Origin of the sequence: Macrococcus equipercicus, from assembly GCF_004359525.2 — a bacterium.
In the GTDB taxonomy this organism is placed as follows: domain Bacteria; phylum Bacillota; class Bacilli; order Staphylococcales; family Staphylococcaceae; genus Macrococcus; species Macrococcus equipercicus.
The window spans coordinates 469,532-482,693 of the sequence record NZ_SCWC02000001.1 but is presented as its reverse complement, the minus strand read 5'-3'; the positions used below and the strand labels follow the sequence as shown (position 1 = coordinate 482,693).

Annotated in this window: 12 protein-coding genes; 3 read left to right on the top strand and 9 right to left on the bottom strand. The window is 46.4% G+C overall.

Annotated elements, in window-relative coordinates:
• Positions 1-72 precede the first annotated feature (72 nt).
• Positions 73-1,422: a HAMP domain-containing sensor histidine kinase gene (locus tag ERX35_RS02425; RefSeq protein WP_149458308.1), complete on the bottom strand. Its 1,350-nt coding sequence runs from the start codon at positions 1,420-1,422 to the stop codon at positions 73-75.
• Positions 1,415-2,080: a response regulator transcription factor gene (locus ERX35_RS02420; RefSeq protein WP_149458307.1), complete on the bottom strand. Its 666-nt coding sequence runs from the start codon at positions 2,078-2,080 to the stop codon at positions 1,415-1,417. The genes ERX35_RS02425 and ERX35_RS02420 overlap by 8 nt, the downstream gene beginning before the upstream one ends.
• A 79-nt stretch (positions 2,081-2,159) precedes the next feature.
• Here ERX35_RS02420 and ERX35_RS02415 point away from each other — a divergent pair, with 79 nt between their 5' ends.
• Both ERX35_RS02415 and ERX35_RS02410 read left to right on the top strand, forming a co-directional pair.
• Positions 2,160-3,218: an ABC transporter permease gene (locus ERX35_RS02415; protein ID WP_149458306.1), complete on the top strand. Its 1,059-nt coding sequence runs from the start codon at positions 2,160-2,162 to the stop codon at positions 3,216-3,218.
• Between the two features lies 1 nt (position 3,219).
• Positions 3,220-3,894, top strand: a complete 675-nt coding sequence (locus ERX35_RS02410) for an ABC transporter ATP-binding protein (RefSeq protein ID WP_149458305.1) — start codon at positions 3,220-3,222, stop codon at positions 3,892-3,894.
• A 42-nt stretch (positions 3,895-3,936) separates the two neighbouring features.
• Here the strand turns inward: ERX35_RS02410 and ERX35_RS02405 are convergent, their stop codons facing one another.
• Entirely contained in the window at positions 3,937-5,922 is a 1,986-nt protein-coding gene (locus tag ERX35_RS02405) for a KUP/HAK/KT family potassium transporter (RefSeq protein WP_149458304.1), read from the bottom strand.
• 173 nt (positions 5,923-6,095) lie between these two features.
• Here ERX35_RS02405 and ERX35_RS02400 point away from each other — a divergent pair, with 173 nt between their 5' ends.
• Complete coding sequence (locus ERX35_RS02400; RefSeq protein ID WP_149458303.1) at positions 6,096-6,401, top strand: rhodanese-like domain-containing protein; 306 nt, start codon at positions 6,096-6,098, stop codon at positions 6,399-6,401.
• A 30-nt stretch (positions 6,402-6,431) separates the two neighbouring features.
• Here the strand turns inward: ERX35_RS02400 and ERX35_RS02395 are convergent, their stop codons facing one another.
• The 6 genes from ERX35_RS02395 to ERX35_RS02375 all read right to left on the bottom strand — a co-directional run bounded on the left by ERX35_RS02395 (position 6,432) and on the right by ERX35_RS02375 (position 13,161).
• The gene (locus tag ERX35_RS02395; RefSeq protein WP_149458302.1) at positions 6,432-7,709 is read right to left on the bottom strand and encodes a cytochrome P450; all 1,278 of its coding nucleotides are present in this window, start codon (positions 7,707-7,709) and stop codon (positions 6,432-6,434) included.
• Between the two features lie 47 nt (positions 7,710-7,756).
• Entirely contained in the window at positions 7,757-8,677 is a 921-nt protein-coding gene (locus ERX35_RS02390) for a S41 family peptidase (protein WP_149458301.1), read from the bottom strand.
• 65 nt (positions 8,678-8,742) lie between these two features.
• Positions 8,743-10,074, bottom strand: a complete 1,332-nt coding sequence (gene sdrM, locus ERX35_RS02385; RefSeq protein ID WP_149458300.1) for a multidrug efflux MFS transporter SdrM — start codon at positions 10,072-10,074, stop codon at positions 8,743-8,745.
• A gap of 53 nt (positions 10,075-10,127) precedes the next feature.
• Positions 10,128-10,262 carry a hypothetical protein gene (locus ERX35_RS11635; protein WP_281290556.1) on the bottom strand — a complete coding sequence of 45 codons (135 nt, stop codon included), beginning with the start codon at positions 10,260-10,262 and terminating at the stop codon, positions 10,128-10,130.
• A gap of 116 nt (positions 10,263-10,378) precedes the next feature.
• Complete coding sequence (gene pknB / locus ERX35_RS02380; protein ID WP_149458299.1) at positions 10,379-12,424, bottom strand: Stk1 family PASTA domain-containing Ser/Thr kinase; 2,046 nt, start codon at positions 12,422-12,424, stop codon at positions 10,379-10,381.
• Entirely contained in the window at positions 12,424-13,161 is a 738-nt protein-coding gene (locus ERX35_RS02375) for a Stp1/IreP family PP2C-type Ser/Thr phosphatase (RefSeq protein ID WP_149458298.1), read from the bottom strand. Before ERX35_RS02375 ends, pknB begins: the two co-directional genes overlap by 1 nt.
• Between the last annotated feature and the right edge of the window lies 1 nt (position 13,162).

The following is a 13,162-nucleotide window of genomic DNA, read 5'->3' as shown; positions in this document are numbered from 1 at the left end:
CGCTCATTTCAGTATAAACAATTGTCATTAGTTTAACATACATCGCAGCGTCAGAACATGACACGTTGTATATTATTGCGCCGGAAAGATAACAGTGATGATGGTCCCACCGTTCAGTTCGCTGTCGACTTTCAGTTCCGCGCCGTGCAGCACTGCTATTTCATGCACGATAGCCATCCCAAGACCATTTGACAGCGTTTCATCTTCCTTTGTATCCGCCTTATAGAAGCGCTCAAACAAATGCCTGCGCGTGTCATCAGTCATCCCGCGGCCATTGTCACTCACCTGCAGAACAGTATGACCCGCTCTGAGTTTCAGTGACAGGCGGATCTCTCCTACTGCCGGCGAATATTTAATGGCATTCGACAGTAAGTTCGTCACGAGCTGAAACAGCAGGTCCCGGTGCCCGTAAAGCATGATGTCATCAGCGTCAGCGATGGCAAGCTGCTCTTTCAGGTCCAGCTGATAGAGCATCGACTGGATGACTTCCTGCAGCAGCTCCCGGCCGTTAAAATATGCCCTCTTGAGCTTTACGCCTTCGTTATCAATGGCAGCGAGCAGCAGCAGCTGTTTCGTCAGTCTGCTGAGTCGTTCTGACTGATGCTCAATGGCTGAGATCACCGTGCTGTCCTGCCGGTCTTTCAGCTGATGCGTCAGGCCGAGCAGATTAGTGATTGGCGACTGGATTTCATGGCTGACATTGGCGACGAACCGTTCATTCATCTCTTGATGCCGCTTGATGGCGCGGCTCATCTCTTCCATCTCGCGAGCCAGCACACCGATCTCATCGCGCCGCTTAATCGCTGTCACGTCGCTGTAATCTCCGCTGCGAATGCGCTCTGCAAACGACTTCAGTTTAACGACCGGACTGACGATGCCGATGGAACTGAGCAGCACGAAGAAGATGGAGAAGAGGACAATGAGTACGAGCAGTATCGCCAGAAACACCCTGAATTCTCCCATGCTCTGCCCGACATCCGGACGAATATAGACATCATAAGATTCACCGTTCACAATCAGCGTCCTGCCCACTGTATTTTTCGTCTCGTTATCAAAGAAGCCGGTGATGAACAAATTAAACGGCCTGTTTTTGATGCCGTGATAGATCTTGTGTTCAAGCGGCTGGACTGTGAGATTATCCACTCGGAACGGTGTACCGTAGAAGCGCTTCTGCCCGTCTTTAATCGCCATCACCTGGAAATTCAAGCTTGCAACCTGGTTGAAGTAAGCAGCACTATCGATGTCCGGGTGGTGCTCTATAAACTGTTTCTGCCTGGCCAGCGTGTGCGTGATACGCGCGTCATTCATCGGTTTCAAATAACTATGGTAGCAGACATTGGCGAGCAAAAAGGCAAGCAGACTGCTGAGCAGCATAACGATTAATGTCGAGACAATAAACTGTGTCGACAACCGGTTAAACATGATGCACCTTATAGCCGACGCCCCGCACTGTGACAATTTCGATCGTTGCCTGAACAGCCGCCAGCCGCTTTCTCAACCGCTTAATATGAACATCGATGGTCCGCTCGTCGCCGTCGAAGTCATAGCCCCATATTTCAGTGATGAGCTCGTCACGCGGTGCCACTTTCGGTTCGCGCTTGACCAATGTACTCAGCAGTTCGAATTTTTTCCGCGGCAAATACAGTGTCTGGTCATTGATATATAGCTCATAACTCTCAGGGTTCAGTTCGACATTGCCGAGCTTCAGCTGCTCTGACGATACGCGGTAGCGGCTCAGCACCGCCTTTATTCTGAACTGCAGCTCCTCCGTACTGAACGGCTTTGTCATATAATCATCAGAACCCGCTTCGAATGCCTGGCGCTTATCGTGCAGCTCACTGCGGGCAGTCAGCATGATGACCGGCTTATGATAGCAGCGTTTAATATCATCGCACAGCAGAAATCCGTTGGTCCCAGGCATCATGACATCGACGACGCACAGATCAACGCCGCCTTCATCGAGCAGCGTCACTGCTTCTTCAGCATCCGCTGCACCGACGACTGTGAAATCAGGCAGTCCCCGGAGCACCATCTCTCTAATATTCTTCTCATCGTCCACAATTAAAATAGTCGGTTTCATTTTTTCGCTCCTGTTCATATTCAGTTCATATAACTCCCTTAATATAACGTTATCAAACAAAATAGAAAGGAAGTTAATCATGAAACTCGCTTTAAAAGAACTCTCTTACTACAAACTAAAATACTTACTGATTACAGCCATCTTGTTCCTGCTGGCTTTTCTTGTGCTCTTTGTCACTAGTTTAGCACAAGGGCTCGGTCAGGATAATGTCTCAGCAATCGACCATATGAAGGCAGAGCAGTACATCATAGATAAGGATGCTGATCATCAGCTGACACAGTCGGCCCTCAGCGATAAAGACAAGCAGCTGCTGACGGACTATCATATCGACCTGCTTGCCATGCAGCTGCTGCCGCTGACTAATAATCTCTCTGTCGCAGCGATGTACTCTGAAACAATGCCCGAAAGAACGATAGTTGAAGGCCGGATGCCGAAGCAGGCAGATGAAATTGCTGTCGACGAATCGCTGCAGGAAAAATTAAAACTGAATGATACATTAACTGTAAAAAATAAAGAAGACAACAAGAAAAAAATCAAATATAGAGTGACCGGTTTCATCGCAAAAGAGATGTACGCCCATACACCGGCTGCCATCGTCACGAAAGCAGGATTTGAGCAGTTCAATCCCGATGTCACACCAAATGCCGGCTTTGTTCAGGCCAATGATAAAGCAGAACTGAGCAAACTGAAAGATGACTTAAGTGACTCAGAGATCATCACAGCCGATGAACTGAAAAAAGGAATCCCAAGCTTTGAAGCTGAACAGATGCCGCTGCAGCTGATGGTCGTATTCCTGTTCGTGATCTCTGCGATTGTTATTTCAGCGTTCTTCTATGTGATCACGATACAGAAGACTAATGAATACGGTATTTTGAAAGCCATCGGTATGAAGAACCGGAAGATTGCGCTCGTCATTCTCGCGGAAATTATGCTGATCACGTTCATCGGTGTCGCAGCAGCGATTATACTGACCGTCGTCATCTCTATGTTCCTGCCTGCGACAATGCCGTTTTATTTAAATCATAACCTTGTCGTTATACTCGCAGGACTATTCTTTGTCGTCTCGTTAATCGGTGCCATGATGTCACTGATCAAAGTCATTAAAATTGACCCGCAGGTCGCTTTAGGAGGAGAATAATATGCTAAGCATCGAAAACGTCTCAAAAACATATGGTAAAGGCGCGCAGGCGACGACTGTGCTGAAAGATATCAATCTGCAGCTGGCGCCGGGAGAAATCGTTGCGCTGTATGGTCCATCCGGCTCCGGTAAAAGTACGCTGCTGTCCATCGTCGGCGCATTACTCACCCCGTCTTGCGGCGATATTACTCTTGATGGCAGAGCATGGCGCCACCTCACTGACAATGAAAGAACCGACATGCGGCTGAAAGACATCGGTTTCATCTTCCAGTCATCTCACCTGCTGCCCTACTTGACAGTTAAAGAACAGTTGACGGCAGTCGGCAGTGAGGCAGGGCAGAGCAAGAAAGAAGCCTCTGCACGTGCCGAACAGCTGCTGACATCATTCGGACTCGGCCATCGCCTGTCCGCTCATCCAAAAGAGCTGTCGGGCGGCGAAAAACAGCGGACAGCCATTGCCCGCGCTTTCATGAATAAACCGAAGCTGATTCTTGCCGATGAACCGACAGCGAGCCTTGACAAGGAACGTGCGTCTGAAGTCGTCGATATGCTGAGAAAGCGTGTTAAGGAATCGGGGGCCGCCTGCATCATGATTACCCATGACCAGCGCCTGTTTTCCTACACTGATAAAACGTATTATCTTGAGGACGGCTATTTGACGTTAGCAGCTGAATAACAAAAGGACCTGCATTTCACATGCAGGTCCTTTTGTATTGAATTACAGCGGTTTGATATACGGTGCTTTATGAGCAGGCAGTGAAATCGGAATCGATTCATAGACCACTTCATTCGCAGGCAGTTCGAACCATTTTGTCGGTGAAGCCGTATATTTTTTCAAGAATATTTTTATCTGCATGATCAGGCGGTCATACCATGCAATGCTGGCATCAATCGGCAGTTGATCCATAAGAAGAATATAAGCGAAGTCGCCGATGATTCTTGTCGGATTCGTACCGTAGCGGCGCGACTGCTCATGAATGATGCCTTCTTTCAGCATATGCGCTGCAATCTGTTTGATGTACAGATTGATGTTCTGATGGATACGGAAGCCGAGAACGAGCTGAACTTTGAAGATGTTCTTCGTCCCGAAGTCCTCAATCTGATAGTTCACCTGATACGGTTTATCAGACACTTTGACATTGACGAACCAGTAGACGTCTGCTCGTTTCGGCCGGCCGTCAAGAATAGACTTCAGCGCCTGTTTCTCAATCATCTTCATATCGTTTGTTGTCGACAGATAGACGAGGTTCGCAGCGTATTTAGGGACAGCTGTATCTGCTGATAAAGCTGTCAGCTGGTTCACATACAGATCGATGTTGACATCAAATGTCCGCTTATCCTTGATTTTGTACCCTTTATACCAGACGATCATCAGCGCGATGACCGCGACAGAGATGAGGACCGCGATATAACCACCGTGCATGAATTTAGCGAGGCTTGAGAATAAGAACGCACTTTCCAGTATCAGGAAAAATCCAGTAATTATGATTGTCAGCCCTTTGTCGATTTTCTTCATCGATAAGTAATGATAGATCAATATCGTCGACATCAGCATTGTCACTGTAATACTCAGACCGTAGGCCGCTTCCATGTTGACTGATGTTTTAAAGTACAGGACGACCATGATGCATAATATCCAGATGCAGAATGTGACAGCCGGTATATACATCTGTCCTTTCATCGTCGAAGGATATTTAATGTCCAGCTTAGGCAGCAGCCGTAAGTGAATGGCTTCTGAGACAAGCGTGAAACTTCCTGAGATTAATGCCTGAGATGCTATAATCGCGGCACCCGTCGCGATAATGACACCGAAAACAATAAATGATTCAGGCATGACTTGAAAAAACGGATTGAGCTCATGATTGCCGAGCATATCCTGCTTCTTAATATGACCGATAATCCATGCAGACTGCCCGAAATAACTGAGCAGCAGCATGAGTTTGACGAACGGCCATGTTTTAAAGATCGCATGCTTGCCGACATGTCCCATATCTGAGTACAGTGCTTCAGCCCCTGTCGTCGAGAGGAATACTGTGCCGAGAATCAGCAGTCCCATTTTGTTGCTGTCATCGAACAGCACACGGATACCATACAGCGGATTGATCGCTCTTAAAACAGATAAATCAGTTGCCAGCTGAATCACACCGAACAGACCCATCATCGAGAACCAGATCAGCATGAACGGTCCGAATATTTTACCGATGCTGCCCGTGCCGAAACGCTGTGCAAAGAAAATCAGCGAGATGACAGAAATGACAACGATCAGAATATTAGTCTGATGAGTGACAAAGCTATTTTTGAGGGCCGGAATCTCCTGCATCCCTTCAACAGCGGCTGTAACTGTGACGGCCGGCGTCAGCACGCCGTCAGCGAGCAGTGCTGCCCCGCCGATGATCGCCGGGACAATCAACCAGCGGCGGCGTTTTCTGACCAAAGTGTAAAGGCTGAAGATTCCTCCCTCACCATGGTTATCTGCCTGCATGGCAATCAGCACATATTTTACTGTTGTCAGTAAGGTGATGGTCCAGATGACAAGCGACAGACAGCCGATAATATAATCTTCAGTCATCGCCTTCATTCCGCCGTTCGTCTCCACGACCGCTTTCATGACATAGAGCGGAGACGTACCGATATCCCCGTAGACGATACCGATAGCGACAAGCATTAGACCGAACTGCCAGTTGCTTCTTTTATTTTGCGGCATTTTTAACCCTTCTTTTATCAAATATTTTTTGCTTACAATGGCTATATGATACTGCTGCTGCAGCGATATAGCAATCCTTATTTTTAGAATCGTACCTTCTACTCAACGTTATTTACTTCCCGCTCCGGGGTATATTAAACATGTACCTTAATTCTGAAAAAAGAGGTGTCAACATGACGAACAAATCGATTACAACTGATGCGCTTCAGGCTGCACTTCAGGCTGCAACAACTGACCGTATCATCGATGTCAGAGAACAGGATGAATATAACCGCGGCCATATTAATGAAGCAGTGAATATGCCGCTGTCAACGCTCGCAGAACACACAGACGAGCTGGCTAAGGATCAAGCTTATTACGTCATTTGCCAGAAAGGCGGTCGTTCACAAAAAGCAGTCGATTATTTACATGGACAAGGCTATAATGTGACGAACGTTGAAGGCGGAATGGACGACTGGCATGGTGAAATTGACATATAAAAACCTGGGATAATATCCCAGGTTTTTATATTAAAGCGTACGGTCGAAGTTCAGACGTACGTTTTCGATTTCCATACCACTCTTCACGCGGCCCGGCAGTTTTGTGCGGTCTACAGTGAAGTCCTGTGCAGGCACATCATAAGTGATTTCGCGCGCAAAGTATTTCATCGTTTCTTCCATAATGATGATGGTCATCCACTCACCCGCACAACGGTGGTTCGTATGATAATCGCCGCCGCCTTGAGGAATCAGGTCGAACGGGCTGCCATCCCAGTTGTCAAAACGGTCAGGATAGAAGCGTTCTGGATCCTGCCATAAATCTTCGCGGTGCAGCGTGCCGAAAATATCAAGGACAATCATTGTGTCCTGTGGAATGCTGTAACCTTGAAAGTCAATGTCTACTTTCGCTTTTGCAGGTAAGAACGGTACGAATGGGAAATAACGTCTTAACTCCTGTGTAAATTTGTAGGCATAGTTGTTGTCATCAGCTGCAACACGTTCACGTTCACCCGGGAATTCATGCAGTGCAAGAACACCATACGCTACGAAACGGTTGATCGCCACTAATGGACGGATGACGTTCATCAAGTCAACGGCAGCAAGTCTTGAATCCATATAGTTGCCCTGGAAGTCTCTCCAGTGACTAAATGAATGTAATGCCGTTCCTACTTCAGGATGGATTTTACCCTTACGCGTCGCAATGATCTGCTTTTCAAGGAAATCTTCAACGCGCGCACGGGCTTTCTTTGCTTCGCGGTAACCTTTATAAGCAGTGCCGACTGAACCGAATGAGTCAATCATTTTGTCCATGTCCATCGCATGCTGTTCAATCTTCTCAGGCTTTTCAGTGACACCTGCCCAGCGGAAGCCGACTTTAGTCAGAAGAATGATGGATTCTTTATAAACATTCACTTTACCCATCAGCTGCATGCGTTCTGTATTCTGGTACCAGAATGTACGCGTTAATTTCCTTAAATATTCCAGGTTGTTTTCAGTCATCAATGACATGAATAAAGATTTACGGTCAAGATGGACTTTACCTGTTGTTGTATGGATCGCACCTTTACCGAACAATGTTTTGACGACACGGGGCGGTAATGTACCTTTACGTTCAATTTTGTCATTATCATAGAATAATTCTGCCGCTTCTTTACCGCTGATAATCACAGCGCGTTTACCACCAAGTACACGCGTCTCGAAAACATCGGAATTGAATTTTTTCGTGCGGTTGGAAATGTATTCATATCCTTCTTTCATGACTGTTAATGTTTTGTCTATTCCCTTATCCTTTGGAATGGGCTTGCTCATCAGAATTCCTCCTAAGTCCTTAAACTTATTACCTTCATATTATATTACTACTGATTGCTAAGTCGGTTCATTAGTTCAAATCTGCCAACTTGCCTGATATCATCCTGTAAAAATGAAGATTCACTTAATTCTACCATAACATCAGGTAAAACTGTCTTATCTTTATATGCGGAATATATAAAAAAATGATTGCCGAGCGCTACTTTCTTCAGCGGTTGGGCCTGACCGTACGTTTCCCGGCCGACGAGCCGCCCCCGGCCTGCGAAAGAGTCAGCAAGCCGCTCAGCACTACCTTTCGTCATTGCATCGACCAGCATGACGAACTCAGTGCGTGCCAGCTGTTCAGCCATCCAGTCAATCTGGTTGTCAGGAATCACGCCGTAAGCAGCGGTGAGGTCAATAAGTAAACGCTCCGCCGGTTCATGGAGATAGCGCTGCAGCATGTCAATGGAATAGACGACGACTTCCGTGTACTGGTCATGCTGGATGACGTCAAGACCTCGGTTGTCATCGTAGACATGAAGGTCAAAGTCATAATACTGGTCGCTTCTTCTGACTTTTGCACTGCTTTGTTTCCTGAGTATCGGATGCCAGTCCTGGCGTTCAGCCGGTTCATTGAACAACAGCTTCTGATAACGTTCCGCAAGGTCGCTGAGCGGGTCTCCTGATAAGGCGACGATTTCATCACCGACAACAAACTGCAGATCATCAATGACATCAGTGACAATCAGCGCGTCGTTATAGCGTCTGACACGGATACCATTTGTCCAGTAATGCTGATCTATATAATCCATCGATTTGACATTGAACTCACTTAAATACTCGACCATCAGCTGCTGAAAAGTCAGTTCATTCGGTGAGAGATTCTTGAATATCTCCTCATAATTGCTGCTGATAGTGTCATTGCTGTATCCTTCCTGCTCCAGAAGACTTCTGACCTCCCGGAATATCGTTAAATAGTTTTCCATACTGTTCCCCCTTCACACTGCTTGTTATTAATTCTTACCCATTTATGCTGTTTTTAGACGCGCGGCTACTGACGGCTCTGTTCTTTATAGCAAGTCGTCCACAGTCCCATCAATACGAGCAGTATGATGATGACGGCCAGCATGACATTATGAATGTTCGGACCGATAAGTACTACCGGCAGCACATAAATATAGCCCATAATGGTTGAACCGATGGAATTGCCGAGACTCTTAGTCAGCGTGTACAGCGACATCATGCGCTTCATCTGTTCAGGTGACGATTCCTCCTGCACGGTGATGCTGTCCTTCGTATAGACAATCCCGAAACTTGCACCGGCAAGCAGTAGACTTACGGCGGTGAAAAGCGGCACTGAACTGCCGAACAACAGCAGAATGCTGCAGAGCATCAAGCTGGTGAACGCACTTAAATAAAGCATCTTCTTCGTTCGTCCGGCTTCGATTCTAGGCATATTAAAGTTGATGGTGATCCAGGCAAGTGAAATCGGGAAGATAGTCAGACCACTCTGCAGTGGTGACAGTCCCACTTCTTCCTGCAAATAGATCGGCATGTATAAGTTATAGCCCATCAGCATAATGGCATAGAGAAAATCCGTCAGAAAGACAATAATGATTGTCCGCTTGAACTCTGTCACCGGAATAAAAGGAACCCGCTGCTTTTTCTCGGCTTTAAACAGCAGCAATGCTGCAAGCAAAAAGACGATGAAACCAATACTATTGTACACAAGATGGGCGGTAGACAGCACCGTGACCATCAATGCCGCAATCATGACATAGAATAACGCAAGGCCTTTGTAGTCCAGACGGTTCTTGACCAGCACTTCATCTTCAAAATGGAATGTCCAGAGCACGAGCGCACCAGCAATGACCGCGATCGGGAGATTGATGAAAAACAGCCAGTGCCACGATGCAATCTCAAGGATCGCACCGCCCATCAACGGTCCGAGCAGACTCGCCACGCCCCATACACTGCCGACCATTCCCATGACCTTGTAGCGGAACGGAATTGGAAATGCAAGCTTCGGCACGATTTGACTGAGCGCCATTAAAATACCTGAACCAAGCCCTTGAATAAAACGGGAGATAATCAGGATAGTGAACGTGTCACTTAAGCCGGAGAACAGGCTGCCGAGTGTAAATAATATCAGACCTGTAATCGTCAAATAAATGATTTTGACCCGTGACAGCAGCTCCCCGACAATCGGATTGGCAATGACTATCGCGATGAAGTATACCGCAAAGACGAGCGAAACAGATGATTTTACATTCAGATCGTCTTTGATTGTCGGCAGCGCCAATGAAATAATCGACGTCTCAATCGCCGACATAAACATAATAAGTATCAGGGCAATAATAATCCCTGCTGATTTAAATTTCACAATATTCCTCTTTTCCACTTAAAACGCTGTTTATAGCACAGCGCTTTGTATTGTTACGACCTCTTTCTTCTATTATTTAATAGCAGCATGATGATCAGCCCGATAATCAGCAGCAGCATCGTCACCGCATCATCCAGCAGCTCGAAAGCATAGCGGCAGAAAAATAACATTAAGACATAAATAAACATGACCAGAATCTTTATATTTTTATGAGACATTTTTTCACCCGCTGACTTTCTTAGTTTACATAATATTAATATGATTATTATATCGATTAAAAAAGCACCAATCCAATGATTGGTGCTTATACGTCGTCATAATTAATCGTCTTACTTGTAAATACTTTACCATCGACTTTAATAATAAATGTCGCCCTGCCCTTCGGAGCAATCGTCATCGGTATCACGACCGTGGCATCATTGTTCATATTAAACGAATTTACTGCACGGCTCTGTTTATTGTTCTTATCTTCGACATATACTTCTACTTTTTTCGCTGACGGCTGCCCGGCCTGTGCGACTTGCTGATAAGGAATGATGACTGTCTCTGTATAAGTGACATCATATCCTGCTGTCGGTTTCTCTGTTGCTGGTTCTTCCGTCGTCGGTTCTTCTGTCGCCGGTTCTTCTGTCGTCGGTTCTTCCGTTGTCGGTTCTTCCGTCGTCGGTTCTTCTGTTGTCGGTTCTTCTGTTGTCGGCTCACTGCCTTTTGACACGACAAAGTTGATGACTGTGCCGGCAGTATAGCTGCTGTCTTTATGATCCTGCGAAATAATCGCGCCGTTGTTTACAGTGTCGCTGTAATGTTCGCCGGTTACATTCACTTTAAAGCCGAGCGCTTCCAGCTCGTCTTTCGCCGCAGTGAACGGCTGCCCGGTAAAATCTGCTACTTTTATTTTTTTAAGTCCTTTAGACACGGTGAATGTCACTGTTGTATCTCCCGGTATGACTTGTTGTCCGGCATTTAAGCTCTGCGCTAAAATAGTCCCGGATTCAGCTGACTCATAGACGTGCTTCACAGCGACTTTATTGAATCCTGCTTTTTCCAGAGTCTTTTTGACCGCACTGATTTTTTTACCTTTATAGTCCTGGATCTTATATTTCTTGAGTCCTTTAGACACTAAAAGGTCAACTTCTGCCATTTCCTTGAGCTTAGTGCCGGCTTTCGGTGTAGCAGTCAGCACAGTGCCGTCATCCTCTTCAGAGTATTGATAAGTGACTTTCCCTTTTCTCAAGTTCTCTTTTTCAAGCAGCGCTGTCGCTTCCGCCAGAGAATGTCTGCTGACGACTGGAACATGGCTGTACTTTGGTAGAAACATATACCAGAGTATTCCGCCCAGTGCCAGTAGAAGGAGCAGCAGCGGCATAAGCAGCAGTAACAATGGATTTCTCTTCTTCGCTGCCGGTGTATTTTCTCGTGGTTCAGGTGTCACTGCTGCTGTAACCGGCCGCACGGTTTTTCTTTTATCATCGATCACAGGAATCATCATCGTCTTATCATCGGCTACTTTAACCGGCTCTTCTTTCTCGCGTTCGGCATCCAGTACGGTCGACAGGTCAGTGTACATATCTTCCGTTGACCGGTACCGGCTGTATTTGTCTTTCATCGTTGCCTTGATGACGACGTTCTCAAGGCTCTGCGGGACATCAGAACGGACAGCACGAATATCAGGCAGCGGCTCCTGAATATGCTTGATGGCGATGCTGACCGGAGAATCACCTTCATACGGCGGATGTCCGGTAAGCATCTCATAGAGCACGATACCGATTGAATAGATATCCGCTGATTCATCGGCTGCCTTTCCTTTAGCCTGTTCAGGCGGTAAGTAATGAACAGAACCCATCACGTGATTCGTCTGCGTCATCGCTGTCTCACTCAGTGCGCGGGCAATGCCGAAATCAGTGATTTTTAATTCCTTATCTTCTGTCAGCAGAATATTCTGCGGCTTAATATCTCTATGAATGATCATGTGATGATGGGCATGCCCGATGCCTCTTAAGATTTGCTTAGTAAACAAAATCGCTTCATCGACTGATAATGGCCCGTTCTCTTTGATGTATTCTGATAGTGTCGGCCCTTCAATGAACTCCATGATCAAATAATAATGATGGTCATCTTCATCCACATCGATGACCTGTACAATATTAGGATGAGATAACGACGTGGCATTCTGTACTTCCCGTTCAAACCTCTGGACAGCACGTTCCTTGTCATTAGGTGGAATATTGATAATTTTTACAGCTGCCCGCCGGTTGAGAATGATGTCTTCTGCTAAGTAGACATTGCTCATGCCACCGCCACCGATATAGCGGATTAATTTGTAACGCTCACTGATGATCGTTCCAAGCATTAACGGACACCCCCAAAATCACCTATCACAAATGAGACATTGTCATTCACATCAGAGGACAAGGCAAGGTCGATCAGCTTTTCGCCGATTGTCTCCAGCTCACCTTCTTCATTGAATACATGATGGATGACCTGCTCATCTACATAATCCGTCAGGCCGTCTGATGTCAGCAGAATTTTATCGTAATGCTTTGTCTCATAAGTAAATATATCAGGATGCAACCGTTTATCACTGCCGACGACTTTAGTGATAATATGACGCTGCGGATGGCGGGCTGCCTCTTCTTTTGACAGTTCTCCGGCCATGACAAGATGATTGACGAATGTATGGTCATTGGTCACTTGTCTGAATTCCCGTTCATTGACGAAATAAGCCCTGGAATCACCGACATTCGCAATGACAGCTTTGTCATCATACAGCAGCGCCGCTACGATCGTCGTTCCCATGCCCTGGTTCTCATCATCCTGATGCGCCAGCTGATATAACTGACGGTTAATGTCTGAGATATTGGATTTCAGCCAGTTCTCTGCCTGATGGTCCTCGATATAATTCTCTTCCTGAAAACGCTCTTTCATGCGGGCAGTGACAAAGCTGCTCGCCACGTCTCCTGCATTATGTCCGCCCATTCCATCACATATGAGTAACAAAACCTGTCCCGTATGATTTTTAAAGACGCCGCCTGCATCTTCGTTACGCGTCCGTGTCCTGCCTATATCCGTAAAAAAACGTGCATCCATT

Excerpts from the sequence above, each read along its gene's own strand:
- ERX35_RS02425 (WP_149458308.1), bottom strand. The coding sequence starts at position 1,422 with ATGTTTAACCGGTTGTCGACACAGTTTATTGTCTCGACATTAATCGTT.
- ERX35_RS02420 (WP_149458307.1), bottom strand. The coding sequence starts at position 2,080 with ATGAAACCGACTATTTTAATTGTGGACGATGAGAAGAATATTAGAGAG.
- ERX35_RS02415 (WP_149458306.1), top strand. The coding sequence starts at position 2,160 with ATGAAACTCGCTTTAAAAGAACTCTCTTACTACAAACTAAAATACTTA.
- ERX35_RS02410 (WP_149458305.1), top strand. The coding sequence starts at position 3,220 with ATGCTAAGCATCGAAAACGTCTCAAAAACATATGGTAAAGGCGCGCAG.
- ERX35_RS02405 (WP_149458304.1), bottom strand. The coding sequence starts at position 5,922 with ATGCCGCAAAATAAAAGAAGCAACTGGCAGTTCGGTCTAATGCTTGTC.
- ERX35_RS02400 (WP_149458303.1), top strand. The coding sequence starts at position 6,096 with ATGACGAACAAATCGATTACAACTGATGCGCTTCAGGCTGCACTTCAG.
- ERX35_RS02395 (WP_149458302.1), bottom strand. The coding sequence starts at position 7,709 with ATGAGCAAGCCCATTCCAAAGGATAAGGGAATAGACAAAACATTAACA.
- ERX35_RS02390 (WP_149458301.1), bottom strand. The coding sequence starts at position 8,677 with ATGGAAAACTATTTAACGATATTCCGGGAGGTCAGAAGTCTTCTGGAG.
- ERX35_RS11635 (WP_281290556.1), bottom strand. The coding sequence starts at position 10,262 with ATGTTTATTTATGTCTTAATGTTATTTTTCTGCCGCTATGCTTTCGAG.
- pknB (WP_149458299.1), bottom strand. The coding sequence starts at position 12,424 with ATGCTTGGAACGATCATCAGTGAGCGTTACAAATTAATCCGCTATATC.
- ERX35_RS02375 (WP_149458298.1), bottom strand. The coding sequence starts at position 13,161 with ATGGATGCACGTTTTTTTACGGATATAGGCAGGACACGGACGCGTAAC.